The following is a 25989-nucleotide window of genomic DNA, read 5'->3' on the forward strand; positions in this document are numbered from 1 at the left end:
CACTACTATTTTACCATATTCAAGCGTACCTTACTAGTGGATTTACTACACACTGAAAGGGCGTTTTTTATTATGTTAAACAGAAAAGACAAAGAAATTGATGTATTAATGGAAGAGTTGACCGATTCAAGAGAGTTACTGGAACAAATTAATTATATGATTATGGACTACTTCCATGACATCCAGAAATGTAGAAAAAGCAAAATCAGTCCTGAACATATGGTACTCCATGAAGTTGAACGATTGGAGAAACGGTTCAATATTCTTTTAGATATGAATGAAACTCACATTAATAAGATTCAAGATTTAGCTGAACAGATTCAAGCAAAGTTACGAGAGTGAGGTGAAGCACGTGATCTATATTGCTAGAGGGTATACAGGGAATAAGATTCAATCCGTTCCAACTGAATTAAGTGATTTTGAGGCCATCCGTCAATCAAAGATTCAAGTTTTATCAGATGTGGAGAAGCTTCATCATTACAAGAGAACCACCGTCCATTATTTCGTTGCTGGTGAGTTTAAAGAGTTGGTACGGAATAATATGAACCTCAAGCATAAAACACTCATAACGCTTGATTTTGACGATACGAAAACTTCACGTGATGGTTTCATTGAACACCTCCAGCAGACTATTGGAGGAAACCGATTCTATACGTTTCCCTCCATCCGTAACGGTATCGAGGGTTTACGGTACAGAGTAGTGATTGAACCGTCCAGAGCGTTCAATATCAAAGAAAACAGCACTGTAATGGCCTATGTGAACCGTATAATCGGCCTTGAGGGTTATGATGAAACAGCTGATACCTTTAGCCAGTTGCAAGGATTAAAAGTCACGTTCGGTACTAAGGAAGCATATGAAGAAGAGTGTTATCTCAATCAAGGCGAACCACTGAATATTGATGAAGCGATTCAGCTTCAAGAAGCCTATGAGAAAGAGAATCCTCAAGCGATTAAGCGGAAGCAGAAACCATTTCAATTTCAGGTATCGAGAAAGAAAACCTATACAGCCAGTTTAATGGAACAGCTCCTTGAACCGATTGAATCAGGTGAACGCAATGTAAGAATGGCCTCTCTTGTTGGTAAGTTGTTTTCGCTGGGGATGAACGCTGAAGCAACGTATGAATGGATTCACCTTATCAATGACAACTTTGTCACTCCAGCACTAAGAGAAGATGAAGTGAATACAATATTTCGCAGTATTTTAAAAGCTGAACAAAACAAACTAGAGAAAGGAGGCTGATTACTTGCCTAAAAAAAGTATTCCAGATGATATTTCAAAAGATATTGAAGAGTTTACTCATGTGAGTGAAGTTGCCAGTCAAGAGCCTGAACCAAAGAACCTGAAAGAACTTGAATCCATACTACGCAATAGAGGTTTTAAAGAACGTGAAAAGAAAGAATATACTACAGGCAAAGGCGATAATATCAAGGTGAAAAAGCCACGTTTAACACCGTTGGAAGTTGCCAGCGTATTAAAAGAGTATATATCGTTTGTGGTAATAGATGATATTTCCAATCCAGTGAATCTATTCCTTTTAGATCAGGGAATCTATACAGATGAAGAAGCGTATTTCTTCAAGTTCATATCTTGTGTAGAGAACACATTAAGCGAATCTCAAGCGAGAACCGTTATCTTCCACCTGAAGAATGAGGCTCCAATCAAGAAGCGCTATACAGGTGATAATTACGCTTGTGTGGGAAATGGCCTATTCAATTTCAACACTAAAGAATTAGAACCATATAGGCCAGATGTTGTCTTTACTTCAAAAATAGCAACTGATTACAAAGAGTTCGATTCTGAACCATCAAGAGATGGCTGGACATTCAGTGCCATGTTGAAAGAGTGGGCAAATGGTGATGATGAGCTTGAATCAGTCTTATGGCAGATTATTAGAGCCAGCGTTCAATTGAAGAACAGAGAACAGTTCGTATTGTTTCGAGATAGTGGAACAGGGCGAACTGGTAAAGGAACAGCGCAAGAGTTCATATCGTCACTGGTGGGAAAGAGTAACGTACTCCCTCTTACAATGAAAGAACTGACAAAAGACCATCAAACAGAGGGTATTGAAAAAGCACAAGTCATTATAGGAGATGATAATGATGCTAAAGCGTTCCTTGATGAACCACGTGTGATAAAATCTCTTGCTACTGGTGATCCAATCAATATCAATCCTAAGAAGATGAAACGCTATTCCTTTCAAGGTACACCGTTAATCATCCAATCCATCAATGGACATTTAAAAACTTCAGATATGAGTAACGCTTTTAAAAGAAGAATGTTGATTGTGCCATTCATCCGAAGTTATAAAGGAAGCAAAGGGAATCCGAAAATTAAAAATGAGTATGCACATGATGAAGAGATTCTTCAGTACATTTTATATGAAGCGTTGCAGTTGGAAGATTTCACGTTATTCATCCAGCCTGAAATTAGTAAGAAGATTCTCCATGAGTTCACGCTTGAAAATGATGTAGTCGCTGATTTCTATGAGAATGTATTCAAACAGTTCCAAAGTGCGAGATTAAGAGTGGATTTCGTTTATAACTATTTCGTTAGGTGGGCTGGTAGCGTAGGCAAGCCATCAAAGGTATCTCAACGAATGTTTGTATCACGATTAAATGAATTCATTGCTGATAGTGATGAGTGGGAACACACAGGCCAGACTGCATTACAAGTGCTGGACTACTTCCTTGAAGAAGATAACCTCGTAGATGATAGGCCATTCCTTGATGAGTTGACCTATATTCAAGAGAGCTACAGGCGAAAACGAAAATCATGCTATGTGAATAAGAAGAGAGAACATGAGATAGAACTCAAGGCCATTGATGTGGAGATTCGCAAGCTGGAGGAAACTTCAGAGGCCATTGAGAATGGAAGAGGAAACATGAAGATGTTGGATCTCGATTCTCACAACAAACAGCTGAAAGAAATGAAGCAGTACAGAGATGACTTCATGCAGTCATACAGTTAACTAAAAACATAACTGCATGAGATAACTGCATAGGTTTAGCCTTGATATAGAGCGATTCTTCATAGTCTATGTAGTTATACAGTTATCTTTTTAGAAAATAAAGAAAGAAAATAAAAAAAGAATAGTATATATGTAATGTGTATATTGAAACAAATATGGCAAAAGTTAACTGCATAACTGTATTGGCCTCTTCAGGCTTGATATGACAACGTTTAGCTATGCAGTTATCTATAGCCATGCAGTTATCTTTAACTGTATTGGCCTATCAAAAGGAGGAAATTATGACATATCTCGACTGGTTAAGTAAACAAGATGGACATAATGCTTTAGTGGATCTAAAGAATGATATTACGCTGGATGGTGGTTTCCCTCAAGATAACAAGCTGGCAGATATGAGGCGGTATCTTGTAAGTAAGAAAGCTCCAATACGAGTATTCAAAGTGTTCTATTGGTCGTATGGCCTATATCTCAAGGAGATGAGAACGGAGGTTAAGCAACTTGAAGCGGAATTTTTACGAGAGATTGAAGAAGCTGGAGAAGAATACCTTTGATGGTAATACATTATGGTGTGTACGTGTTGAAGCTGGTGATAGGTGGACACCGTACGAGATTACAACAGATAAAGGAGTGGAACGCCAGCGACTGCAAGCAATGACTGGAGAAGCCTTCCTCGAATGGCAGAATAGATTAGGAAGAAGAGCTTTAGTGATACTGGATGATGTGGAGGTGGAGGATGAAGAATAGAGAACTGGTGAAGCGACTGAAACAGCTGGAGAAAGATTCTATCAAGCTGGAAGAGTTGCCAATAACTATTGAACTAGGTGCTGGAGATGAAGCGGACATATACATTGAAGAGAACGGTTCAAAGCGTTATCTATCTGAAGAAGAATATGCTGAACACTGTAAACGATTCGTCAAAAGTGGCAAGCGGAAGCATATTGAAGTTGAGATAGGTGAGTGGGATGAATAAAAAGGAATGGAAGAAGCGACTGAAGAAGCTGGAAGCTGAACGGTATAAAGAATTAGATACTCCAGTGGTATTCATTGACATCCTAGAAAATGGACAAAGAGAAATATATACGTTCATTAAAGGTGAAGAACGGTTATTGACTGAAGAAGAATGGCAGAATTGCAGTCCTGAAACAGTCACTATCATTGATGATATACCTGATACAGATTTTAGCTGATACGCATTGACTTAGAATAAAAAGCGTACACTGGAGGTGAAAAATTGGCAGATTTAAAAGGAAAACAGAATAAATTTTTAATAGCTATGCTGGAGAATCCTACAACAGATGAGGCCATTGAATCGGCAAACATCCATAGAGGAACAGCCTATAAATATTTACGTGATCCAGTATTCAAAGAAGCATTGAGAGAAGCCAGAAAAGAATTAGTCATGATGGTAACTCATAAGCTTTCAACAGCTGGAGAGAAAGCGGTTCTCACATTACTGGAAGTGATTGAAGATGAAGAAGCTCCAGCAACTAGTAGAGTGAGTGCTTCTCGTACCGTACTTGAATACTTGTACCGTAGTTATGAGAATGATGAACTACTGGAACGCATTGAGAAGCTGGAAGAAATGCAAAGCTAAAAAACGAACGATTTAATGTTTAATATATTTATTGTTCGTATAAATAAAGGTGCAAAAGCCATCCGTTTTATGTGTCTAGCTAACTTAGTACCATACATTACAATAGAAAATGGCTTGATACCAATAACGGTTAAGGTTTTTAAGTAGTAGAAATAGTGAAAATTAGCAAAACTGTTGCAGTAAACCAATATAAAAACAAAGGAGAAATGAATAATGACACATTACGAAAAAGCATTTAAAGAATTATATGAGGCAATTCAGGAATCAAGCGATCAGGCTTTAAGATTGAGAGCTATGACACTTAGAGAAGCGGTTCTAGATAGTGCAGAGGCTGAAAAGAATAAACCAGTTGAAGAATTAATTTCGGCTGGAGAGTTTAACAGCATGAGTTATAAAGACCGTGCAAAGCTGAAGAATGAGAAACCTGATGTATATAAGAAAGCTATTGCTGGAAAATTCAAGGAGGCGATTTAATGATAAAAGGTGCAGAGAATCTATTAACTATGGCAAGCGAACCAATCAAAGATATTCAAAATAGCATTGAAGAACTGGAATCTGAAAAACAGCGATTGACTGAACAATTAGATACCAGCGATAACCAGTTTAGCATGGAAGTAGTAAAGAAGAATAAGGCGATTGAATCTGATATTCACCAGATTGAGAACACTCTGAAACGTGCGAAACAGCGTAAGGAAGAGCTTCTTATTGGTAATGCTGATAATGTATATAATGAATCAAAGAAACTCCTCAAGGCTTTCAAAGATGACTTGAACGACCAGCACAAAGCAGACAATCAGAGAATCATTTCAATGATTGATGAGGTAAGAGCTATTTACCAATCGTTCAAAGAAGAAGATAAAAAACATAGTGCGGATGTAGCTGATTTCATTGATAAAATCTCTCCTTATCTAGATCCACGAAACAAAGCAGAGTTTGGAGCGATTGGAACTCAAGAGAACCAGCTGAACAGAATGAACGAAAGACAAAACATGAATACGTACCTCACATGGCTGGAGATAGTAAGAGAGGACTTCTTCAAAATAGGCGGATTGATTACGGATTTTAAAGAATCATCTTACAGTCAAAACGAAAGAGAAAAGTATTCCACCGATTCAGAATAAGTATAATAAGCTTCTCGAAACGAATAGCAAGAGCCTTGTCTTAATCGGCAAGGCTTTTTACCTTAGTGCAGTAAGTTCCTTAATGATTTAGGCAAAGAAATAAACTGGAGGGAGTAAGATATGACACGTAGAATACAAGAACGGTATCATAGGCTAGAGATAACGCAAGTAACTCCATATTTAAACCAAAGCAAAAAGAAACTAGCCATCACATATGGAGATGGTTTCAAAATACCAGTTCATTATGATGTAGAATCAATGAAACTTGTCTTGAATGGTATATCTATTCGCATTACAACTACTCCATGCAATTATGGAGGGGTTCGCTATTGGTTTATTTGTAACCATTGTAAGAAGCGTAAGGGCGTAATGTATATCATACCAACAAAGCATGGCAACGTATGGACGTGTAGAACGTGTGCGAACCTTGTTTATAAAAGCCAACAGTTGACTAAAACAGATTACTGGACATGGTTCATAAAAGCTGGGAAAGTAGCTCAAGAGATAGAACCTGATTATAACGTGATTGAAAAAAGACCAGCTTCACAGGGTTTATATTGGTATCATTTCCCAGATAAACCAAAACACATGAAGCACCGAAAGTATGAAAAACTAAGAGAACAGTTTATTAAGTATGCTGACAAAGGCAATAAGATAAACACCAATAGAATACAAAATAAGATAAACACTATAAGAAAAAAGCTGGAGAACTAATGGAGAAGCGTACAAGACAAAGTACAGATAATCATAGACTTATTAAGCTGAAACAGGCCGTATAGAGCCATGAGAGGCTTATTATTTATCAGTCTGTACTAGTAGTGTAGAGTTTAGTTGTAAAACGCCAGCATAAGCTTATATGAGCGATTTAAGAGCGTTTCAATTAAATAGAATATATCTATCTATAATGATACAAGAGCCTTTAAATGTGGTAGAATCGAACAAATAGGAAGAGGGTTCTGACTGATTGAGGAATTACTCCAGCTGGTACAATTGCAATAAAAAAGGCCACTCAAATGAGTAGCCACTCCCCAGCCTTTTGGTGCAAAACTGTTGCAGTAAAGTATAGTATATGATGATAATATTGATTAATTGTGATTGAGTGAAAAATGCTAGTTTTCCTTATCGTTGTAAGGTTTTTGAGCATAATTGAAACATAGTGAATAGTACTGATTGTGTCCAGTAGGGACCATACTATTTAATAAAGCCTTATCCTTTACGTGACCATTCGTGGTCTCCGAGAGGGTAAGGCTTTTTTGTTAGGTGAGACTTATTCTTTTAATTGGTTGATTTTTCGAGTGAGGTTCAGGACGAGTTTAACATATAGAAGAACGACAAACCCTATGGCAAAAGCCACAATAAAATTAGTAAAGACAAAATCACTTGCAGTAGCTAACAGAATTAGGGGGAGCATACCAAAAGTAATCAGGAGTCCGAAGATGCCCCATTTCAAACGGATTTTTTTAAAGAGCTCAATTTTAGATGTGTTATCGGTATAGATCTCCGTATTCTCACTCTCTTTGGCTTCTTTTCTGAAGTAACACCAGTAACCGTCTAAGATTGGATAAGTGAATACAGATTCCCATCCGCTGTCTTCAAACAACTGCAGGTAATCATCGAGGTCACCATCACTGGAATTGTGATAATCAATGCGGTACTGAAAGTCTTTTGAAGCACCTTGTTGAAAGTGGTATTTGAGGTTTTCGTAGTGAGTAAAGTACCAGCCCTTTGATGCCATTTCTATTAAGAATTGTTCTTCTTTTTCAAAGTTATCGACCGTAAAGAATTTGCTTACTTTCTTTTCCATTTTTACTCAGTCCTTTCTGAATTTTTGTATAGTTCTGCGATTCTCTCTTTTTCGATGTGTAAAAGCTGCATGCCTATGTCAGTTGTTCTGTAAATTTTGCGTTTTCCTTGCTGTTTGACTATCTCAATCAGTTCGTCATTCTTCATTTTTGATAACGTCCCGTATAGTGTTCCAGGGCCAAGCGAAATTCGGCCATCCGTGATGTCTTCGACGTGCTGCATTATACTATACCCATGTCTTTCAACTTGCAAAGACAGTAATATATAAAAAGCCGTCTCAGTCATAGGACAGTATATTTTTTTCAGTTCTGCGTTGATCATTATATCGCACCTCGATGTATTTATTTAAGCTTAGTATATCGTGGCTCGATATAAAAGTCAACATAAAAGAGTAGACCTCACAGTCAGCTGCTTTGTGCCTTAAATAACGAATAAAAAAGCGACAGTGACAACTAATTGAATTACAACCTATTAACTAGACACTCAAAAAAACGGTATTATTCAGTCCATAGAAGATGATCTCGATAAGCTACAGGGGCATCTTCTTTAATTTTTTCTGAAATCGATTATGATTATAAATGGAGAAAATTGTCGAATGAAACAATCTTTGAATAAAAAAGTGACTAATTGTCTTTGACTGTTAAACAAGTCTGTTCGATTACTAAATCAATACTAAAGAAGAAATCTGCATATGACGTTGTACCCTTTGTTTTGAACTTTATTTAGTTTTTGGGTAAGCTAATTGTAAGAATACGAAAGGGTTATGATTATTATGACTGATAAGGAAAAAGTTGAACAATTAATCGACAGAATGAGTGCCGCTTATTCTGATCCAGAAGTAAAAAAAGATGGCTATATGCACCAGTTATTGTTTGACTCCGCGCAGCAACTAACTAAAGGAATAAATCACCGGCCCATCTGTGTTCGTCTAAGCAAAGAAATTGGACGCTTTTCTCTAAGAAATAACTTGAAAACCCCTCAGTCTTTGAACGATTTATACGATCTAGTAACAGATCAGGATGTGGCTTACAGAGGATCAGTCGTTAATGCAATGACTTGGGTTAGATACAGGAAATGAACAAAAATAAGAGTGTTGGCAATAAGAACGTATACTATTGAGAAAATTCTATAGGTAGTGAATAGACTAGTGAGCATTAGGGGAGTGATAAAAATGAAAAAAATGCTGATGGTAGGCGTGGCTGTATTAACTTTAGCAGCCTGTGGGACAGAAGAAGAACAAGAGCAAGGACCAGAAGAACAAGAAGGACAAGAACAAGAGGGAGAACAAGTCATGCAAGAATTGAGAATAGAAACAGGTGAGCAGGAGACGGTCAGTGTAGAGGGTGGAGAAGTTCATCTATCGTTTTCGGAGGAAGAAGCTACTTTGACAGAAGGCGATTCGCTTGAAGTTGTTCTGGAAAATGATTCGGATTTAACATTAAGTATGGGAAGGCAATATTATGTTGAGTATTCTGAAAATGGGGATAACTGGACACAGATAACCATTCCATTGTTTTTCACAGATGATATAGTCATGATCGAGGCTTTTGATGAGCATGTATTTAGTATGCTGCTTATTCCTGAAGGAGACAGCGAAGATATGGTTAGACCAGAATACGAATCAGGCCGCTACCGTCTCCGAAAAGAATTTTCTATGGGTGAAAATACAACCATAAATGAAAATGAGATCTCAGTTGAATTTGATTTAGAAGTAGAGTGAAGAGGTAACCGTTATGAAATGAGAGGGCCTAAATCTTAAAGTTCAGATTGCCCCTTTTTTATAATGATAACGGATTCAACTTTGTTGTGATATAAACTGAATAGTGATAGGATTAGGTTGCTATGATGCATTACAAGCTATAAGGTTGTGGATTTTTAATAGGAGTTAAAAGACACGGGGAGGAAATACAGAATGGACTATACTTATCTAGGACGAACAGGATTAAAAGTGAGCAGGCTTTGTTTAGGGACGATGAATTTCGGATCGTACACTAGTGAATAAGATGCCTTTGCCATAATGGACAGAGCATTGGAAGCAGGAATCAACTTCTTTGATACCGCAAATGTTTATGGGGGTTCGGGACAAAGAGGACGTACTGAAGAAATTATCGGGCGCTGGTTTGCACAAGGTGGGGGACGACGAGAGAAGGTTGTTCTGGCAACCAAAGTATATGGTGGAATGGAAGATGAAACGGATGGACCAAACCAGGATAGAGGACTTTCTGCCTATAAAATTCGTCGACATCTGGAAGAGTCATTAAAGCGTCTGCAAACAGATCATGTCGAACTTTACCAGATGCATCATATTGAACGCCACGCACCGTGGGAAGAAATATGGGGTGTGTTTGAGTCATTAGTTAATCAGGGCAAAACATACTACATTGGATCCAGTAATTTTGCTGGTTATCATCTTGCTCTTGCACAAGCTAAAGCTGAGAAGCGACATTTCCTTGGACTAGTATCTGAACAGCACAAATACAATTTGCTCTGTAGACTACCAGAATTAGAAGTGCTTCCAGCTGCAGAAGATCTAGGGATTGGTGTGATTCCATGGAGTCCATTAGGCGGCGGTTTACTCAGTGGCAAAATTCTTGATCCAGAACCCGGCTCAAGAAGTGAACAGCGTGCAGATGACCTTTCTGATGAGGAACGTAGTCAGTTAGAAGCTTATTCCAAATTATGTAAAGACCTTGGAGAAACGGAACCGAATGTCGCTTTGGCATGGTTATTGGCTAATCCAGCAGTGACGGCCCCTATTATTGGTCCAAGAACTATGGACCAATTGGAACAGGCGCTTAAAGCGGTCGAAATCAATTTGTCAGAAGACGTTTTGAAAGAACTGGACAGAATTTTCCCTGGACCAGGCGGACATGCTCCAGAAGCGTATGCTTGGTAAGGAGTATCAAGCTAGCAGCTTGTCCTTTGTATTCGATCTAAAGTTTAATTAAGGGTTCTGTTACTTAAAATTCATTAAACCTTATCTGAAACACTGAATAAAGGATGCTTGTCTTCAAAGACAGCGTCCTTTATTTAATTTATTACCACTTAAATTAACCCCTCAGAGAGAGTCTCTAGTACTAGATCAATAGAAGTTACAGAAGAATATAAAAACCGATTGAGCAATGTAACAACGGTTAAAACGGATTTAATGTTAACTCCTTACATTTGATTAGGTGTTATATCTGGTACCTATTCAAAAAAGTGTCCTGCTCAAGTGTTTGCTAGGTTAAAAATAAGTGACTTAGAATTTTCGAACTATGTTAAACTGTAGTAAAAAAGAGTGGAAAGGAATTTGTTTTGGGCACATTATTTATATTGATGCTGGAGCGTGTGGGGCTGATTATCGTTCTAGCCTATTTGTTACTCAGTATTCCATATTTCAAAACACTTTTAATGAAGAGAGAACGCTGGCAGAGTAAGATTCAGTTGATAGTTATCTTTAGTGTGTTTGCTTTTATATCGAACTTTACAGGGGTCGAAATAAGTGGAGATCAGCAGATTGTCAATCAGCTTTTTACGGCACTTGATCCGACTTCTTCATTAGCTAACACGCGTGTATTGACTATTGGGGTTTCTGGACTGATTGGTGGGACACCGGTGGGATTTGTTGTAGGTATCGTATCTGGCCTGACTCGTTATGCTCAAGGAGGGAATGATCCCCATATCTACATTATCTCATCAACACTGATTGGGTTACTGTCTGGCCTATTTGGAAATACATTTATCAGACAAAACACCTTTCCTAAGTCGTCAGATGGAATATATATGGGGGTTATAACAGAAGTAGTTCAAATGGGGCTGATATTGATTTTCAGTTCCAGTCTGGCTCAGGCATGGAATTTGGTTCAACTCATTGCATTGCCTATGGTCTTGACCAATAGTATTGGTATGGCTCTGTTTCTGTCCATAATTCAGTCGTTCAATAAGCTGGAGCAGGAAACCCGTGCTGTTCAGACACATGCAGTTTTAGAACTAGCCGAATCGTCTCTTCCTTATTTCAGGGCTGGACTAACAGAAGAAGCATCAGGCAAAGCAGCTCATATCATTCAGGAAACAATGAAAGTATCAGCAGTTAGCATTACGGATACTGAGAGAATAGTGGCGCATGTCGGAGCCGCGAGTGATCATCATAAACCACCCCATATGATTTTGACCGATTTGTCCAAAGAAGTCATAGCGACAGGGAAGGTCAAAGAGGCACATTCAAAAAGAGAAATCGGCTGCCATGTCAAGGATTGTCCGCTGCAGGCTGCGATAGTTATTCCGCTCACTGTGAGAGATGAGGTACGGGGAACATTAAAATTCTATTTCACTGACCAGCAGAAGTTGACTTATGTTGAACGACAACTGGCTGAAGGGTTAGGTAAAATATTTTCAAGCCAACTGGAATTTGGAGAAGTTGATCTGCAAAAGAGGCTTCTGCAGGATGCAGAGATAAAGTCACTGCAGGCGCAAGTTAATCCGCATTTCTTTTTCAATGCACTGAATACGATATCTGCTTTAATAAGAATAGATAGTGAGAAAGCACGGGATTTACTGTTTCAGTTGAGCGCTTTTTTCCGTTCGAACCTTCAGGGTGCTCGACAAAACCTGATTTCCATTGATAAAGAACTGGAACAGGTTGATGCCTATTTGAGCCTGGAACAAGCTCGCTTTCCAGAACGATTTTCGATTGAAAAAAATATAGAGAAATCAGTGCGTAATTACCTAGTTCCCCCTTTTATGATTCAAATACTTGTAGAGAATGCATTAAAGCACGCGTTCAAAGGCAGAAAGTCAGACAATGCGGTTATCATTGAAATAGCTGAAGATGATGATTATATCGTCATCAGTGTATCGGATAATGGGATTGGGATAAGAGAAGATATTCTGGATGATCTGGGAATGGAGATTATTGACTCAACAGAAGGTACTGGATCAGCTGTGGAGAATCTAAATAAACGCCTGATCAGTCTGTTTGGCACTGAATCCAAATTAGATATTCAGTCAAATGTAAATGGGACGAGATTAAAAAGTCGCATTCCAAAGAGGAGGAGCAGTGAATGAACATACTGCTTGTAGAAGACGAATACCTTGCCAGAGCAGAATTAAGCCATCTGTTGAAAAAAGATTCACGTGTGGAGTCTGTACACGAAGCAGATTCCATCCAAGACGCGCTTAAAACACTTCTGACCTATTCTATTGATATAGCGTACCTTGATATTCATTTAACAGACGAAAGTGGTATGGATTTGGCGGACATGATTAAGACTATTCCTGATCCGCCGGTCATCATTTTCGCAACAGCTTATGACCAGTATGCTCTAGAAGCCTTTGAAAAAAATGCCAGAGACTATATCTTAAAACCGTTTGAAGAAAAACGGGTAAGCGAGTCGCTGCAAAAAGCAATTGACCAATTGGAAAACTCATCATCTGAAAAAAGGGAAGAACTGTCTTTGGAAACTGTTTCTGTGCAGACGGATGACAAAATATATGTCATTAAAATCACTTCCATTATCATGATTGAAGCGATGCAGGGCAAAGCAGTTCTGTATACAGATCAGCGGCAATATGAGAGTAAAAGTACGTTACAGTTCTGGGAGGAGAAGTTAGTAACCTACCCGTTTATGCGCGTTCACCGGTCGTATGTTATTAATCTGGAAAAAATAAGCGAAATTGAGCCATGGTTCAATCATACTTACCAAGTCACAATGGAAACGGGTCAAAAAGTCCCGGTCAGTCGTTCTTTTATCAAAGCGTTTCGAGAAAAAGTCGATTTGTAATGTTTTTCAAAGGCGAATAAGGGCAAGTTAGTCTCAAAATAGTGCATCTCATCTTTAATTTCACTTTAAACCGGTTTCTTCCAGTAAACTAAGCTTATAAAAATAACGCTTACACATTACTGGAGGAAGATAACATGATAACGTTAATAGGTGGGATAGCTATTTTGGTATTAGGCTATTTTACGTACGGAATCTTTATAGAAAAGAATTTTTCAATTGAACCTGATCGACCAACCCCAGCTGAAACGCTGAGAGATGGGTACGATTTTGTCCCTATGCCGAAATGGAAAAATGCTATTATTCAATTATTAAACATAGCCGGGACAGGGCCGATATTTGGGCCTATTATGGGAGCGCTTTATGGTCCGGTTGCTTATATCTGGATTATTCTTGGGGCTATTTTTGCTGGGGCCGTTCACGATTATATGATCGGCATGATTTCGTTGAGAAATGGTGGGGCTCATTTACCTGAACTGGCAAGCAAATACCTTGGAAAACCAGTTAAACACGTGGTCAACATTTTTACGATGCTGCTGTTGTTATTAGTAGGGACAGTATTCGTGACGTCACCGGCCAGTCTTATCTCAAACTTCACACCGAGCTGGATGACGATCGGGATGATTACAGGGATTATATTTGTGTACTATATCATTTCAACCGTTCTCCCGATCGATAAGGCTTTAGGAAAGGTCTATCCTATCTTTGGAGCCATCTTAATTATCAGTACAATCGCAATCGGGACCAGTTTACTAGCAGGCGGGCATGCTATTCCAAATCTGACAGCCAGTTCTTTATCAAATTGGCATCCAGATGGAACGCCTATTTTCCCGATTTTATTCTTCACGATTTCGTGTGGGGCTATATCAGGCTTTCATGCAACACAGTCGCCGATGGTCTCTCGTACCAGTACCAATGAAAGAGAAGGGCGTTTTACCTTTTACGGTATGATGATTGCTGAAGGTGTCATTGCTATGATCTGGGCTGCAGCAGCTATGTCGCTCTTTGATGGGCAGACACTAAGCGAAATGATTGCCAGTGGTACGCCAAGTGTTGTAGTGAATCAGGTTTCCGTTTTGCTTCTAGGTAATATACTGGGCACAATCGCTATTTTCGGGGTCATTGTGCTGCCTTTATCATCAGGGTTGTCAGCTTTCAGAAGTCTGCGAACAATTCTAGCTGATTACTTGCACATCAAACAAGATACATTGAAAAAAATACTGTTACTCACTATTCCTTTGTATGTTATTTCTTTTGGACTGACCCAAATCGACTTTAATCTACTGTGGCGATATTTTACATGGGCAAATCAAGTCACTGCTGTTATTTCTTTATTGGTCTCAACGCGTTACTTGTACTTGAAAGGGAAAAATTACTTTGTGACCCTTATTCCTGCTACCTTCATGTTGTATGCAGTCTTTGTTTATATCGTCAGTCAGCCAATAGGATTTGGTCTCGGAATTGGCAATCTGACTTATGTTCTGTCACTTTTAGGGACACTCCTGTTATTAGGGCTTTTTTGGAAATCCGGCAAGAAACAAAAGGATGATCTGCTGCCTGATTCCTATTTACTGAATGACCATTTAAATTACGCTCAAGCTGTCACGAACGTAACAAACTGATTAACACAAAAAGAGGCATCCGAAGTCATTTGAAACATGACCTCAGGTGCCTCTTTTTAATGTGTTAGTAATTCCGTGCGTTGATTATTGATTAACAGTTACATCTTTAAGCATCAAGATACCAGTTGGGTGGTGCCACAATCCTTCTACATCATCACTAACAGCCAGTAAATACTCCTGGTGGTGAATGTAAATCATTGGTGCTTCTTCAACTAGAATTTCTTGAGCGTTAGAGTATAATTCTAGACGTTCATCTTCATCAGCGCTTTGACGAGCTTCTTCTAATAATGAATCTAACTCATCTGTTGCGAAGAATGTTCTGTTTCCTGGTTCACCAAAGTTATCAGAGTGGAATAATGGATACATTCCGTAGTCTGCATCACCTGTAACAGTCGTCCAGCCTAAGATGAACATATCATGTTCTCCGGCTGCAGTGTTCTCAAGGTAAGCACCCCATTCAACGATTTCAATCTCTACATCTACGCCAATTTCTTCAAGTTGTGCTTGTACAGCAGTAGCTGTATCGATACGGTCCTGGTTGTCGTTAGTCCACAATGTTGTAGAGAACCCATCCGGGTAGCCAGCTTCAGCAAGCAATGCTTGAGCTTCTTCTACGTCGTACTCTAAACCAGAAATGTCTTCATCATAACCAAATACATCTGGGGCAAGAGAGCTGATAGCCGGGATTCCGATTCCATCATAGATTCCGTTAATGATGTCGTCTTTATTGACGGCCATTGAGATAGCTTGTCGAACTAATGTATTGTCGAAAGGTTCTTTTTCAGCATTGAATCCAATGTAAGAAAGAGAAACTGAAGGCTGGCTGTTTACGAACATACCATCTGTTCCTTCAACACGTGCTACATCTGAAGGGCTAAGTGGATCAGAAATGTGAATCGCACCTGTTTCTAAATCTGCAAAACGTGTATTTGAGTCAGGGATGACTCGGAATGTGATAGAGTCAAGTGCTGGTGCTCCATCCCAATAATCTTCATTAGAAGTTAAAACGATCTCGTCACCTGGAGTCCAGCTTTCGAAAGCGTATGGCCCAGTACCTACTGGGTTTTCGTTAATAACACTTCCTGGCTCTTCGCCATTTTCAAGAGCTGCGTAATCTTCTTCAATGACTTCAGCTGACATCAGTCCGCCACCATTGTGTGCCAAGTGTGCTGGAAGTGGTGAAAATGGATATTCAGTCACAAATTCAACTGTATACTCATCTATTACATTAATTTCCTCAACCATTTCATATAAGAATGAACGAGGTGAAGCAATATTCTCATCTAAAATACGTTCAAAGTTTGCCTGAACAACCTCTGCGTTAAACTCTGAACCGTCATGGAAGGTAACATCTTCACGCAAAGTAAACTGCCATGTCAGGTCATCTATCGGTTCCCATTCAGTTGCCAATCCAGGTTGGAGTTCCATATTCTCATCTTGAATCAGTAAAGCTTCATAGATGTTGTATGCCACATTACTGGAAGGAGTGTCATTTGAACCATGGGGGTCTAGTGATACTGCATCTGATAATTGACCGATGACTAAATCGCCACCCTCTTGAGCGGTACCATTGTCTTCGCCGTCGCCGCTTTCTATTGGATCGCTGTCATCTGTTCCACATGCTGCTAAAAGCAATGAAACAGCTGACAGTGATGTAATAAAAAGAGACAATTTGCCTTTTTTATTCATAAATCATTCACTCCTATTTTTTTGGTTTTGTTATTACTTTGAAATATAAGTAATACTATATAATAGATAGTAAAAAAAGGCAATACCATTTCTGAGAAAAAATTAATAATCTAATCTTTAAGCCATAAATTATAACTAACAGTATAAAGAGAGTAACGGTGTTTGCTAGGAACATTATGTAAATAGAAAAGCTCAGGTTAAAGTGTTCTAATGTAAATCAGTTCAAAAAAACCCATTTAAATGTAAGCGATTTACTTTGTTTAGAGCGTGATAATTATTGGTATACATATTATTAATACATTTATTATTACTTTTATTTATATTGCAAAGAAGACTGTAATATGCCAAAATAGTAAAAAATACTTTCATTGAATTCAAACTAAATTCTCATTGAATTATTGAAAGTGTATTTGGACCAAAAATATATTGAGTAGAAAGGATAAAGTATCATGCAAGAAGAAGTAAATTTAAATTCAGGAGATCCGACCGGAAAACAGCAATTCAACCCGAATGTTGTTCGTTTCCAAGATTTTATGAAGAAGTTTTACCGTAATAAATCTGCATTAATTGGTGGTATTTTAATTCTTGCTTTAATCATTGTTGCTTTAGTGGGACCTTATTTCACACCTTATGCCCCGAATACTCAAAACTACAGCAACCTTCTTGCCCCCCCTTCCGTTGAGCACTTGTTTGGAACAGATCATCATGGACGGGACATTTTCAGCAGAATCATTCATGGAATGAGTATAACCCTAAGAGTTGGATTTACATCAGTTTTCATTGGGATGACCGTTGGCGTTACCCTGGGTGTTATTTCGGGCTATTACGGCAAATGGGTCGATACCATTATCATGCGGTTTATGGATGTTTTACTGGCTTTTCCGGGAATTTTATTAGCTCTGGCGGTTGTGGCTGTTTTAGGTGGAAGCTTGAATAACGTTATTATTTCAGTCGCTATATTTTCAGTACCAGTATTTGCCCGAATTTCAAGAGGATCGACGCTTGAGGTTCGTGAGCTGGAATACGTGGAAGCAGTCAGGTCACTCGGCGCAAGCGATTTTCGTATTATTATTCGCCATGTCTTGCCTAATATAATGTCACCTATTATTGTTCAGGCGACCCTAAATATTGCAACGTCAGTCCTGACAGCAAGCGGACTATCCTTCTTGGGAATGGGTGCGCAGCCGCCTGATCCTGAATGGGGCGCAATGTTAAACGATGGACGTAATTATATGTGGAACGCTCCTCATATCACTATGATCCCCGGGATAGCAATCGTTATCGTTGTATTGTCGTTCAATGTTTTCGGCGACGGACTGCGTGATGCACTGGATCCGAAATCTAGAAATTAGGAAAGAGGGAAATGAAGTGTTAAAATTTTTAACTAAACGTCTTATTCAAACCATTCCTGTGTTGATTGGTGTTACGATATTAACTTTTAGTATGGTCCTTCTGATTCCTGGGGATCCTGCACAAATCATGGCTGGAGAAAGTGCTTCTCCAGAACAGTTAGAACTTGTCCGCGAACGATTGGGACTAAACGATCCAATACCCGTACAGTATTTGGACTACATTGGGGGAGTTGTAAGAGGAGATTTAGGCAATTCCATCCGAAGTGGCCGGGCTGTTTCGACGGAAGTATTTGGAAGGCTGGCCCCAACAGTGGAACTCGCCTTTTACAGTACACTGCTGTCTGTGTTTATCGGGATCATTGCTGGCGTCGTGTCAGCTGTCCGGAGGTATTCAATATCAGACACGCTCATTATGTTTGCGGCACTATTCGGACTGTCTATGCCTAATTTCTGGCTGGGATTGATGCTGATTCAGTGGTTCGTTATTGGAACAGGCTGGTTCCAGGCTTCTGGTTGGGGGACACCTCAGCAGATGATTCTGCCCGTTCTTACCCTGGGAACAGCCGGGTCCGCAATCATTGCCCGTATGACCAGGTCAAGCATGCTTGAAGTTATTGACCAGGATTATATTCAAACAGCCCGTGCTAAAGGGGTCAGCGAGAGAGTCGTCATTTACCGTCACGCTCTAAAAAATGCGATGGTTCCAGTTGTAACAGTCGTTGGACTGCAGTTTGGTTCATTACTTGGAGGGGCAGTTTTGACAGAAACGGTCTTCGCCATAAATGGACTAGGTCGTTTAATCATCAATGCCATCCGTGCGAGAGATTTTCCAATTGTTCAAGGGGGCGTATTAGTCTTCGCATTTTTATTCGTCTTCGTCAATATAATAGTCGATGTATTATATCGCTTCTTGAACAAACGTATTGATTTAAATTAATTTACCTTACTAATCAATAGAACAGGTAAAAGACTCGTGAGTATGAAATAAGTGATTTTGAAAGGATGGATTGTGTTGACAGAAAAGTTACTTCAAGTGGAAAATTTAAAAATATCTTTCTCCACTGGTGATTCCCTTCTGGAAGTCGTTTCTGACGTGTCATTTGACATTGGACATGGGAAAACCGTAGGGATCGTTGGTGAGTCCGGCAGTGGGAAAAGCGTGTCTGCCAGATCTATTATGAAATTATTGGAAAATAATGCAGTAGTGGATGAAGGCAGTCGAATCCGCTTTAATGGTGAAGAATTACTGGAAAAAACAGATAGAGAAATGAGAAAAATTCGAGGGAAAGATATTGGGATGATTTTTCAGGACCCCATGAGTTCTTTGAATCCAACAATGAAGATTGGGAAACAAATTTCAGAAACGATTCAGATACATGAAAAAGCATCAAAAAAAGAAGCAGCTGCCCGTGCGAAAGAAATCATGCATTTAGTCGGCATCCCTGACGTAGACGACCGGTTCAATCAATACCCTCATGAGTTTTCGGGGGGCATGAGGCAACGAATCATTATTGCTATTGCACTTGCCTGCAGTCCCAAATTGCTGATAGCGGATGAGCCGACAACGGCTTTGGATGTAACGATACAGGCACAAATATTAGAGCTTCTGAAAGATATCCAGAAGAAAACGGGGACGTCGATCTTGCTGATTACGCATGATTTCGGTGTTGTAGCCAATATGTGTGAGGATATCGTGGTTATGAATAAAGGGAGAGTTGTTGAAAAAGGATCCACTATGGAAATATTCAATTCCCCCAAAGAAGACTATACTAAACGACTGTTAGCGGCCATTCCTAACCTGCATGCTGAGAAAAGCCAGGAATCAAAAGAAAAATTGGCAGATATTTACTCAGGGACAAGAGAAAAACTACTTGAAGTGAATACCTTAGCTAAACATTTTCCACTCGGGAGAGGGACAACGCTTAAAGCAGTCAATGATATTTCTTTTGACATATACAGAGGAGAAACGTTAGGTCTTGTAGGCGAATCCGGATCAGGAAAATCGACTACTGGACGAACGATATTACGTCTTCAGGATGCAACAAGTGGGGAAACGGTATTTGAAGGCTCAGACATCAACAAATACAAGAAGAGACAAATGAAAGATATGAGAAAACGAGTTCAGTTTGTCTTTCAGGATCCTTATTCGTCACTCAACCCAAGACAAAAAGTAAAAGATATCATTGGAGAAGCGCTTGATATTCATAAGCTGTTTCCTAATAAGAAGAAAAGAAACGACCGAGTGAAAGAACTGCTGCACTTAGTCGGATTGGATGGCTCATTCAGCGAACGGTTCCCGCATGAGTTTTCAGGTGGACAGCGTCAGAGAATTGGTATTGCTAGAGCACTCGCTGTCGAGCCTGACTTTATTGTACTGGACGAACCGTTATCCGCTTTAGATGCTTCAGTTCAGGCGACGATTGTTGAGCTGCTGGAAGACTTGCAGCGCAAACTGAATTTGACGTATCTGTTTATTGCCCATGACTTAGCTACCGTCAAGAAATTATCTGATCGTGTCGCCGTTATGTATAAAGGAAATATTGTGGAACTGACAGATTCGGAAGAATTATTTAAAAATCCGATTCACAATTATACAAAAAAATTGCTGTCGGCCATCCCAGTACCGGATCCAAACTATGCAATTACCGCTGAAAAAGTATCACCTGATGAAACCTTGGACTTCTCAACTGAAGGCCAAGTGTTTACAGAAGTTAAGCCCAATCACTGGGTTATGCAGTAATCAAGAGACGACACACTAAAAGGTCCATCACCAGACAGTCAACGTTAACTGTGTGAAGATGGACCTTTTAGTGTGCTAAAGAGTATTATCTGCATATAACAATAAGCTCAAAGGTGTGTTAGGGGTCAGTCGTTATAAAGAACAGCTCTTATTCTTCGTAGTATTCCTCCTCATAGTATTCTGCCATCATGTGCAAGTCCTCGTGAATGTCCTGCTCCAAAACTTTACGGTACTCGATTCCGTTAGAATCGCGAATAATGGTGCTGCTTAATCGAGTCAACTCCATAAGAAAGCCTTGAGCAGAGACGACGTAATTATCACCATCAACCTCTACTTCTAAATTCTGGTATGAATTGACACCATCCGCTATACCCCTGGATAACCATTCTTCAAGCACCACCTCATGTTCGTCTGGTGAGACTTGCGGATCGACAAAACTAAGCTGATACCGATTGAAGGTGACGGCACTGTTCTGATCGAATGACAAGAAGGACTCGAGTCGTTCCCTGGTTGGATCAAAGTGGACTTCCCAGCTCGTATTGTAAATATCGCTGGGACTTAAACCTTCAGCGTTCGTCTGATTATTCTGATAATCTTGATAAATATATACCAGTCCCAAAACTGTAACCACTACCAGTAAGAAGCTGAGAAGAATATTGAAGACTTTTCTTCTTTCACTCTTTTTAACTTTTAGCGTAATGTCATCGACTAATTTCGAGTCTTCTTTAACCAGGTCATCCAAGGGGACATTATATAGCTCGCTGATAGAGAGTAGAACATTTAAGTCTGGATATGTACGGCCAACCTCCCAACTTGAAATGGTTTGACGTGAAACATGTAGAATGTCGGATAGCTCTTTTTGAGTTAAGTTTGCGTCGACTCTTTTTTCTTTTAATTTTTTACCGATTTCCATGTTCTTCCCCCTTTTTTATTCTATATTCAGTTTACCGATTAATTGTTCAGCAATCCAGCTAGGATATGTAGATTGATAAAAATTCCTTTAAAAATAGGGGGCTACAGTTTGTTGCCAGTGAAAAAACAGACGATTTTTAACCAAAGACAGCTCTATATTTGACTCATGTGGTCACGAGGGTGGGAGAAGGCAAATAAAAGAATGCACACAAAAAAGCCCAGTACATTCTGTGTTTTGCACAATGTACTGAGCTTAGATTTTACTCGAATGGGAAGTGATAGCTCTCAAGATTCAATTCATTTCTTATGTCGATCAGTTCTTTTTGAACGGCCTTGTTAATGGGAACGCCGCTGTCTTTTCGTTCAAGCCACACATCATATTCTTTTTCACCTGCTGTGTAAATCCGCTCTTGTCCGGGAGCTTTCTGAGAACTTCTCAGTTCTCTTACGATATCTCCAGCTGTTTTACGAAAAGCTTCAAGCCCCATAAAGGCTTCTGTATCGATGACGATAAAGAAATGCCCTAAGTGATGAGGCTGTTTATGTCCCTCATTGTCCAGTCCCGTTAAGGCTCTTAGGAAATTACCCTGCTGTAGAGCTGCAGATAAAATTTCAACTACAGTAGCGTAGCCGTATCCTTTGTATCCAGCGAGCTCTTCTCCGATTCCTCCTAAAGGGGCAAGTGCGGCTTTTCCGGCAGTCAGATCTTTCAGTATCTGTTGTGAATCTGTCTGAGCCTTTCCGTCTCGTCCGATGACCATTCCTTCTGGCGTGTCTTTCCCCAGTCTTGCGAAGTATTCGATTTTCCCGCGTTGAGTGATGGAGGTCGCACAATCCAGTACAAATGGAAAGGGCTCATCTGTGGGTAATCCGATGGTTAGGGGATTGGTTCCCAGCATGTTTTCCACCCCGAATGTCGGTGCAATGGAGGGTCTGGCATTTGTTCCGGTCATGCCGATACAGCCAGCTTCTGTTGCCATAGTTGTGTAGTAGCCTGCAATCCCGTAATGTGTGGAATTTCTGACCGCGACCATGCCCATTCCATATTTTTTCGCCTTATCGATGGCCATTTGCATCGATTTATAGCCCACAACCTGTCCCATACCATCATGTCCGTCGACCACAGCTGTCGTTGCCGTTTCCCTTATGATCTCAAATTCTGTAACGGGACTTTGCACTTTATCTTTGATTCGGTCCAGGTAAATCGGTTTTAGACGGTTAACCCCATGGGATTCGATTCCTCTCTTATCTGATTCCAGTAACACATCTGTGCAGATTTTAGCATCCTCTTCAGGGACCCCATAGCCCATAAACGCCTCCTGCACAAAATGGGTTAAGATATCCCAGTCTACGATGTTAGTATTGTGTTTCTTTGTATCGGTCATAAACGTGCTCCTTCCACTATTTTGTTGTGTAATTATATTGATTATTAGTATTAACAACTTTCATCTATGCATAACTATTTACTTTTTGTTTAAATATTCAAAAATGAACGACCTAACTATTTTCTGAATAGGTATAGTGTCAGTATAACACGTCTGACGAGAGTTGTAAGCGCTATTTTGAAAGGGTATAAACGGCTGATTTCTGAATTACAGGTGTCTTTCAATAAGTAAGTGAATAGAAGGTGATTTGACCTGTCACGGACTAGACAATTGATGAGCATAATCTGATGTTTAGTAACAGCCTAGTTTACTTTTTCTACTATATAAGAGGTAATTAGTGTCATGTAGGCTCTGCTTGCTGTAGATTCGATAGAGGATATTTGCTAAGATAATCTAACAGGAGAGAATGTAAAAGAAAATCAGGAAATCTCTTATTTGATTGGGATTAAGGAGGATATGATGAAACGAGTGACGATTGTGGGGCCATCAGGATCAGGAAAGTCCACTTTAGCGAGGGAACTGGGAAAGGTGTGTAGTCTTCCCGTTTTTCATATGGATCAATTGTTTTTCCGACCGGGATGGGTAGAGAAATCTAGACTAGAACTATCGGAAGCAGTAGAAACGATTCTGGCAGAAAATGAGGGATGGGTGATTGAAGGAAATTACAGTCAGACCTTACCATCACGACTGGCTCAAAGTACGCACGTCTTTTTTTTGGACTACCCCAGACCTTTATACGTTTACCGGGTTGTTAAACGTCTTTTGAGCACCTATGGGAAGGTTCGAGAGGATATGGCTCCAGGGTGCCCTGAAAGAATTGATATAGCTTTTTTAAAATATGTGTGGGCATTTAAGTCCAAGCGGCGTGATAAACTGATGCAGATCGTTCAGTCTAATGTGTCCGGGAATTGTGAACTGATCATCTTCACACAACCAAAAGAGTGCGAACAATACATAACAGACTTAAAGAGAAATCTATGAGTAGTCTCTTCAGTTACGAAGACTCCTTAGAGTGACTATGGACGTATTAATCACGGATAGCTTATTTTAAGGGTATGGCGAACACCCTCTGAGATAATAGTCTCAAAGGGTGTTTTGTATGTATCAGTTAATAAAATGAGTGTGACTGACTTTCCAGTCCTCCAATTTTATACGCAACCAGAAACTGTAAATGCCCAGAGTAATAATAGTCAGTGCCCACCATTTTATCCAATTTCCAAATAAACCTATGCCACTTCCCGAGAATTTCAACCGTCTGCCGTCAATAACGGTATGATTGATACGCCACCCGTAAACTAGGCATAAACTCCAAGGATAAAGAAATCCGAGAGACATAATCGTCGCCAAGGTGCCGATTATACTCCAGCCGATCAATTGCAGAAGTCCCCCATCAAAAAAGGACTGCCTGCCTCTTTTGTGTTCAGTCGCTGCCCGTGATACTGTTTCCATTAATAGACCTCCTTATTTAATAAATGTATTATAGCTAGTATAACTCAAAACAGGGTCGCACATAACAAGTAATATATAAAGTTATACTTACTCTAGAGCTGCTATCCTATTTAATATATACTGATAGTGAGGTGATTTTAATGAACTGGCGTGTAGCTCTTGTAGATGATGAAGCAATTCAACTGAAATTGTTAAAAAAGATGCTGGTGGCATACGGTGAAACAAATGAGGTATCTTTTGATTTCTCAACCTTTGAGTCTTCAGAAGCTTTTTTATTTCATTTTGAAGAGGATAAAGCATTCGATTTGTTGGTACTGGATATTGAAATGGGCAAAATGAATGGAATGGATTTAGCCCGGTATCTGCGTGATCAAAACCATGATATCAAATTACTTTTTGTCACAGGCTACACAGATTATATCGGTCAAGGCTATGAAGTAAGTGCACTTGATTATGTATTGAAACCCGTCAAAGAGGAAAAGCTATTTCAAGTTCTTGACCGTTTCCAGAAAACGACTCCTAGAGACGATATTTATGTGTTCGTGGAGACGTCAGAAGGAATGAGTCGAATCGATCAAAACAGCATTTTCTTTCTTGAAGCGAATAAACATCAAACCATTATATCTACAGTAGAAGGTAAATTCGAAGTGACCGAGAAGTTCAGTCACTTTGAAGAGAGCCTATCATCAGATCAGTTTATTAAAACTCACCGCTCCTATCTGGTCAATATTGCGAACATTAAGTCTATTAATAAGCAGGACGTAGTGATGGACGACCAGTCAACTGTTCCGATTTCCAGAAGAAAGGTTAAAGAAGTGAACCAGGCTTTTATTGAATACTATAAAAGGGGATAAACTAATGACTGTTTATTATTATGCAGCAGGCGGAATGGTCTTATTGATTTTAATAGCTGTCATCGTGCGTAAAATGCTACGAGATTACTATGAGAAAAAGGTATTTGAAGCCAACGAAACACTGGTCAACTTCCATGTTGAAGAGGTCGAAAGTATTTATAAACAGATGCGGGGATGGCGTCACGATTATAAAAATCATATTCAGGCAATGAAAGCCTACTTAGAGTTAGATCAATTAAACGAACTGGGAAGCTACCTTGATGAGCTGGACGAAGATCTGATATCAGTCGACACGATCATTAAATCAGGAAATGTCATGGTAGATGCTGTATTGAACAGTAAACTTACTTTGGCTCAGGCCAGAGTAATTACGCTACATGCAAAGGCCCATGTACCTGAAAATATAGCCGTTCAGGATGTAGACCTGGGCATCATATTGGGGAATCTGCTTAGCAATGCGATAGAAGGGTGTCAGTCTGTCGACGATCCTGAGAAACGATTTATAAGGGTTTATATCCATGATATGAAAGGTCAGTTGTACATTAATATCACGAATACTATGGAACGGAAAATCAAGAAAACAGGTAGTGAGATTCTAACCACAAAAATGGGGAAAGACCACGGTTTTGGATTGAAACGTGTCGATAAGACAGTTGAAAAATATGGTGGCTATATTAACCGTCAGTTTGAAGAAGGAGTGTTTGCAACGGAGATTACATTGCCGCTGTAGCACTCCATTA

28 protein-coding genes and 2 pseudogenes are annotated in these 25989 nt (G+C 39.5%); 24 read left to right on the top strand and 6 right to left on the bottom strand.

The window, feature by feature from the left end:
• The first annotated feature begins 72 nt into the window (after positions 1 to 72).
• The 11 genes from CLV38_RS09350 (at position 73) to CLV38_RS09400 (ending at position 6398) form a co-directional block, all read left to right on the top strand.
• Entirely contained in the window at positions 73 to 342 is a 270-nt protein-coding gene (locus CLV38_RS09350) for a hypothetical protein (protein WP_106194603.1), read from the top strand.
• Positions 343 to 352: 10 nt separating this feature from the next.
• Entirely contained in the window at positions 353 to 1240 is an 888-nt protein-coding gene (locus CLV38_RS09355) for a primase alpha helix C-terminal domain-containing protein (RefSeq protein ID WP_106194606.1), read from the top strand.
• Positions 1241 to 1244: 4 nt separating this feature from the next.
• Positions 1245 to 2969 carry a DNA primase family protein gene (locus CLV38_RS09360; RefSeq protein ID WP_106194609.1) on the top strand — a complete coding sequence of 575 codons (1725 nt, stop codon included), beginning with the start codon at positions 1245 to 1247 and terminating at the stop codon, positions 2967 to 2969.
• 281 nt (positions 2970 to 3250) lie between these two features.
• Positions 3251 to 3520: a hypothetical protein gene (locus tag CLV38_RS09365; protein ID WP_106194612.1), complete on the top strand. Its 270-nt coding sequence runs from the start codon at positions 3251 to 3253 to the stop codon at positions 3518 to 3520.
• Complete coding sequence (locus CLV38_RS09370) at positions 3468 to 3713, top strand: hypothetical protein (protein ID WP_170068866.1); 246 nt, start codon at positions 3468 to 3470, stop codon at positions 3711 to 3713. Before CLV38_RS09365 ends, CLV38_RS09370 begins: the two co-directional genes overlap by 53 nt.
• Positions 3703 to 3939, top strand: a complete 237-nt coding sequence (locus CLV38_RS09375) for a hypothetical protein (protein WP_106194617.1) — start codon at positions 3703 to 3705, stop codon at positions 3937 to 3939. The genes CLV38_RS09370 and CLV38_RS09375 overlap by 11 nt, the downstream gene beginning before the upstream one ends.
• Positions 3932 to 4156, top strand: coding sequence for a hypothetical protein (locus CLV38_RS09380; RefSeq protein WP_106194620.1), 225 nt, complete (start codon positions 3932 to 3934; stop codon positions 4154 to 4156). Before CLV38_RS09375 ends, CLV38_RS09380 begins: the two co-directional genes overlap by 8 nt.
• A gap of 44 nt (positions 4157 to 4200) precedes the next feature.
• Entirely contained in the window at positions 4201 to 4563 is a 363-nt protein-coding gene (locus CLV38_RS09385) for a phage replication protein (RefSeq protein ID WP_106194623.1), read from the top strand.
• A 213-nt stretch (positions 4564 to 4776) separates the two neighbouring features.
• Positions 4777 to 5037 carry a hypothetical protein gene (locus CLV38_RS09390; RefSeq protein WP_106194626.1) on the top strand — a complete coding sequence of 87 codons (261 nt, stop codon included), beginning with the start codon at positions 4777 to 4779 and terminating at the stop codon, positions 5035 to 5037.
• Positions 5037 to 5684 carry a hypothetical protein gene (locus CLV38_RS09395; RefSeq protein ID WP_106194629.1) on the top strand — a complete coding sequence of 216 codons (648 nt, stop codon included), beginning with the start codon at positions 5037 to 5039 and terminating at the stop codon, positions 5682 to 5684. Before CLV38_RS09390 ends, CLV38_RS09395 begins: the two co-directional genes overlap by 1 nt.
• A 120-nt stretch (positions 5685 to 5804) precedes the next feature.
• Positions 5805 to 6398, top strand: coding sequence for a hypothetical protein (locus CLV38_RS09400; protein WP_106194632.1), 594 nt, complete (start codon positions 5805 to 5807; stop codon positions 6396 to 6398).
• 553 nt (positions 6399 to 6951) lie between these two features.
• Here CLV38_RS09400 and CLV38_RS09405 read toward each other — a convergent pair.
• Together CLV38_RS09405 and CLV38_RS09410 are read right to left on the bottom strand one after the other, a co-directional pair.
• On the bottom strand, positions 6952 to 7488 hold the full coding sequence (locus CLV38_RS09405; RefSeq protein WP_106194635.1) for a DUF2812 domain-containing protein: 537 nt from the start codon (positions 7486 to 7488) through the stop codon (positions 6952 to 6954).
• Between the two features lie 2 nt (positions 7489 to 7490).
• On the bottom strand, positions 7491 to 7808 hold the full coding sequence (locus CLV38_RS09410; RefSeq protein WP_211295459.1) for a PadR family transcriptional regulator: 318 nt from the start codon (positions 7806 to 7808) through the stop codon (positions 7491 to 7493).
• Between the two features lie 451 nt (positions 7809 to 8259).
• Here CLV38_RS09410 and CLV38_RS09415 point away from each other — a divergent pair, with 451 nt between their 5' ends.
• The 6 genes from CLV38_RS09415 (at position 8260) to CLV38_RS09440 (ending at position 14868) form a co-directional block, all read left to right on the top strand.
• Positions 8260 to 8565: a bacteriocin immunity family protein gene (locus CLV38_RS09415; RefSeq protein ID WP_170068867.1), complete on the top strand. Its 306-nt coding sequence runs from the start codon at positions 8260 to 8262 to the stop codon at positions 8563 to 8565.
• Between the two features lie 93 nt (positions 8566 to 8658).
• The gene (locus CLV38_RS09420; RefSeq protein WP_106194641.1) at positions 8659 to 9207 is read left to right on the top strand and encodes an immunoglobulin-like domain-containing protein; all 549 of its coding nucleotides are present in this window, start codon (positions 8659 to 8661) and stop codon (positions 9205 to 9207) included.
• A 294-nt stretch (positions 9208 to 9501) separates the two neighbouring features.
• Entirely contained in the window at positions 9502 to 10383 is an 882-nt protein-coding gene (locus tag CLV38_RS09425) for an aldo/keto reductase (protein ID WP_342751973.1), read from the top strand.
• Positions 10384 to 10784: 401 nt separating this feature from the next.
• Positions 10785 to 12533 carry a sensor histidine kinase gene (locus CLV38_RS09430; protein WP_106194644.1) on the top strand — a complete coding sequence of 583 codons (1749 nt, stop codon included), beginning with the start codon at positions 10785 to 10787 and terminating at the stop codon, positions 12531 to 12533.
• A complete protein-coding gene (locus CLV38_RS09435; protein WP_106194647.1) occupies positions 12530 to 13249 on the top strand; it encodes a LytR/AlgR family response regulator transcription factor in 720 nt (239 codons plus the stop codon). Before CLV38_RS09430 ends, CLV38_RS09435 begins: the two co-directional genes overlap by 4 nt.
• A gap of 134 nt (positions 13250 to 13383) precedes the next feature.
• Complete coding sequence (locus CLV38_RS09440) at positions 13384 to 14868, top strand: carbon starvation CstA family protein (protein ID WP_106194650.1); 1485 nt, start codon at positions 13384 to 13386, stop codon at positions 14866 to 14868.
• A gap of 84 nt (positions 14869 to 14952) precedes the next feature.
• Here CLV38_RS09440 and CLV38_RS09445 read toward each other — a convergent pair whose 3' ends face one another.
• The gene (locus CLV38_RS09445) at positions 14953 to 16557 is read right to left on the bottom strand and encodes a glutathione ABC transporter substrate-binding protein (RefSeq protein WP_106194653.1); all 1605 of its coding nucleotides are present in this window, start codon (positions 16555 to 16557) and stop codon (positions 14953 to 14955) included.
• Between the two features lie 449 nt (positions 16558 to 17006).
• Between CLV38_RS09445 and nikC the strand changes: the two genes are divergently transcribed.
• The 4 genes and pseudogenes from nikC (at position 17007) to CLV38_RS14270 (ending at position 20668) form a co-directional block, all read left to right on the top strand.
• Positions 17007 to 17909 (top strand): nickel transporter permease, encoded by a 903-nt coding sequence (gene nikC, locus CLV38_RS09450; RefSeq protein ID WP_106194656.1) that lies wholly within the window; start codon positions 17007 to 17009, stop codon positions 17907 to 17909.
• Between the two features lie 16 nt (positions 17910 to 17925).
• A complete protein-coding gene (locus CLV38_RS09455; RefSeq protein WP_106194659.1) occupies positions 17926 to 18846 on the top strand; it encodes an ABC transporter permease in 921 nt (306 codons plus the stop codon).
• Between the two features lie 72 nt (positions 18847 to 18918).
• Positions 18919 to 19719: pseudogene (locus CLV38_RS14265) on the top strand (ABC transporter ATP-binding protein); the annotation flags it as partial.
• Between the two features lie 33 nt (positions 19720 to 19752).
• A pseudogene (locus tag CLV38_RS14270) lies at positions 19753 to 20668 on the top strand (ABC transporter ATP-binding protein).
• 129 nt (positions 20669 to 20797) lie between these two features.
• Here the strand turns inward: CLV38_RS14270 and CLV38_RS09465 are convergent.
• The gene (locus CLV38_RS09465) at positions 20798 to 21562 is read right to left on the bottom strand and encodes a helix-turn-helix transcriptional regulator (RefSeq protein ID WP_106194665.1); all 765 of its coding nucleotides are present in this window, start codon (positions 21560 to 21562) and stop codon (positions 20798 to 20800) included.
• A gap of 259 nt (positions 21563 to 21821) precedes the next feature.
• Positions 21822 to 22946, bottom strand: a complete 1125-nt coding sequence (locus CLV38_RS09470; RefSeq protein ID WP_106194668.1) for an Ldh family oxidoreductase — start codon at positions 22944 to 22946, stop codon at positions 21822 to 21824.
• A 459-nt stretch (positions 22947 to 23405) separates the two neighbouring features.
• Here CLV38_RS09470 and CLV38_RS09475 point away from each other — a divergent pair, with 459 nt between their 5' ends.
• Positions 23406 to 23927 carry an AAA family ATPase gene (locus CLV38_RS09475; RefSeq protein ID WP_106194670.1) on the top strand — a complete coding sequence of 174 codons (522 nt, stop codon included), beginning with the start codon at positions 23406 to 23408 and terminating at the stop codon, positions 23925 to 23927.
• Between the two features lie 123 nt (positions 23928 to 24050).
• On the opposite strand, the gene CLV38_RS09480 is transcribed toward CLV38_RS09475, so the two are convergent.
• A complete protein-coding gene (locus tag CLV38_RS09480) occupies positions 24051 to 24395 on the bottom strand; it encodes a DUF898 family protein (protein WP_106194673.1) in 345 nt (114 codons plus the stop codon).
• A 140-nt stretch (positions 24396 to 24535) separates the two neighbouring features.
• Between CLV38_RS09480 and CLV38_RS09485 the strand changes: the two genes are divergently transcribed.
• Together CLV38_RS09485 and CLV38_RS09490 are read left to right on the top strand one after the other, a co-directional pair.
• Complete coding sequence (locus tag CLV38_RS09485) at positions 24536 to 25249, top strand: LytR/AlgR family response regulator transcription factor (protein WP_106194676.1); 714 nt, start codon at positions 24536 to 24538, stop codon at positions 25247 to 25249.
• A 4-nt stretch (positions 25250 to 25253) separates the two neighbouring features.
• Entirely contained in the window at positions 25254 to 25979 is a 726-nt protein-coding gene (locus tag CLV38_RS09490; protein WP_106194679.1) for a sensor histidine kinase, read from the top strand.
• Positions 25980 to 25989 lie beyond the last annotated feature (10 nt).

Origin of the sequence: Alkalibacterium olivapovliticus, from assembly GCF_003003275.1 — a bacterium.
GTDB classification, from domain to species: domain Bacteria; phylum Bacillota; class Bacilli; order Lactobacillales; family Carnobacteriaceae_A; genus Alkalibacterium; species Alkalibacterium olivapovliticum.

Coding starts and splice junctions, on each gene's coding strand:
- CLV38_RS09440 (WP_106194650.1), top strand. CDS start 13,384: ATGATAACGTTAATAGGTGGGATAGCTATTTTGGTATTAGGCTATTTT.
- CLV38_RS09480 (WP_106194673.1), bottom strand. CDS start 24,395: ATGGAAACAGTATCACGGGCAGCGACTGAACACAAAAGAGGCAGGCAG.
- CLV38_RS09490 (WP_106194679.1), top strand. CDS start 25,254: ATGACTGTTTATTATTATGCAGCAGGCGGAATGGTCTTATTGATTTTA.
- CLV38_RS09365 (WP_106194612.1), top strand. CDS start 3,251: ATGACATATCTCGACTGGTTAAGTAAACAAGATGGACATAATGCTTTA.
- CLV38_RS09375 (WP_106194617.1), top strand. CDS start 3,703: ATGAAGAATAGAGAACTGGTGAAGCGACTGAAACAGCTGGAGAAAGAT.
- nikC (WP_106194656.1), top strand. CDS start 17,007: ATGCAAGAAGAAGTAAATTTAAATTCAGGAGATCCGACCGGAAAACAG.
- CLV38_RS09380 (WP_106194620.1), top strand. CDS start 3,932: ATGAATAAAAAGGAATGGAAGAAGCGACTGAAGAAGCTGGAAGCTGAA.
- CLV38_RS09400 (WP_106194632.1), top strand. CDS start 5,805: ATGACACGTAGAATACAAGAACGGTATCATAGGCTAGAGATAACGCAA.
- CLV38_RS09475 (WP_106194670.1), top strand. CDS start 23,406: ATGAAACGAGTGACGATTGTGGGGCCATCAGGATCAGGAAAGTCCACT.
- CLV38_RS09465 (WP_106194665.1), bottom strand. CDS start 21,562: ATGGAAATCGGTAAAAAATTAAAAGAAAAAAGAGTCGACGCAAACTTA.
- CLV38_RS09470 (WP_106194668.1), bottom strand. CDS start 22,946: ATGACCGATACAAAGAAACACAATACTAACATCGTAGACTGGGATATC.
- CLV38_RS09420 (WP_106194641.1), top strand. CDS start 8,659: ATGAAAAAAATGCTGATGGTAGGCGTGGCTGTATTAACTTTAGCAGCC.
- CLV38_RS09415 (WP_170068867.1), top strand. CDS start 8,260: ATGACTGATAAGGAAAAAGTTGAACAATTAATCGACAGAATGAGTGCC.
- CLV38_RS09405 (WP_106194635.1), bottom strand. CDS start 7,488: ATGGAAAAGAAAGTAAGCAAATTCTTTACGGTCGATAACTTTGAAAAA.
- CLV38_RS09410 (WP_211295459.1), bottom strand. CDS start 7,808: ATGATCAACGCAGAACTGAAAAAAATATACTGTCCTATGACTGAGACG.
- CLV38_RS09485 (WP_106194676.1), top strand. CDS start 24,536: ATGAACTGGCGTGTAGCTCTTGTAGATGATGAAGCAATTCAACTGAAA.
- CLV38_RS09435 (WP_106194647.1), top strand. CDS start 12,530: ATGAACATACTGCTTGTAGAAGACGAATACCTTGCCAGAGCAGAATTA.
- CLV38_RS09350 (WP_106194603.1), top strand. CDS start 73: ATGTTAAACAGAAAAGACAAAGAAATTGATGTATTAATGGAAGAGTTG.
- CLV38_RS09445 (WP_106194653.1), bottom strand. CDS start 16,557: ATGAATAAAAAAGGCAAATTGTCTCTTTTTATTACATCACTGTCAGCT.
- CLV38_RS09395 (WP_106194629.1), top strand. CDS start 5,037: ATGATAAAAGGTGCAGAGAATCTATTAACTATGGCAAGCGAACCAATC.
- CLV38_RS09390 (WP_106194626.1), top strand. CDS start 4,777: ATGACACATTACGAAAAAGCATTTAAAGAATTATATGAGGCAATTCAG.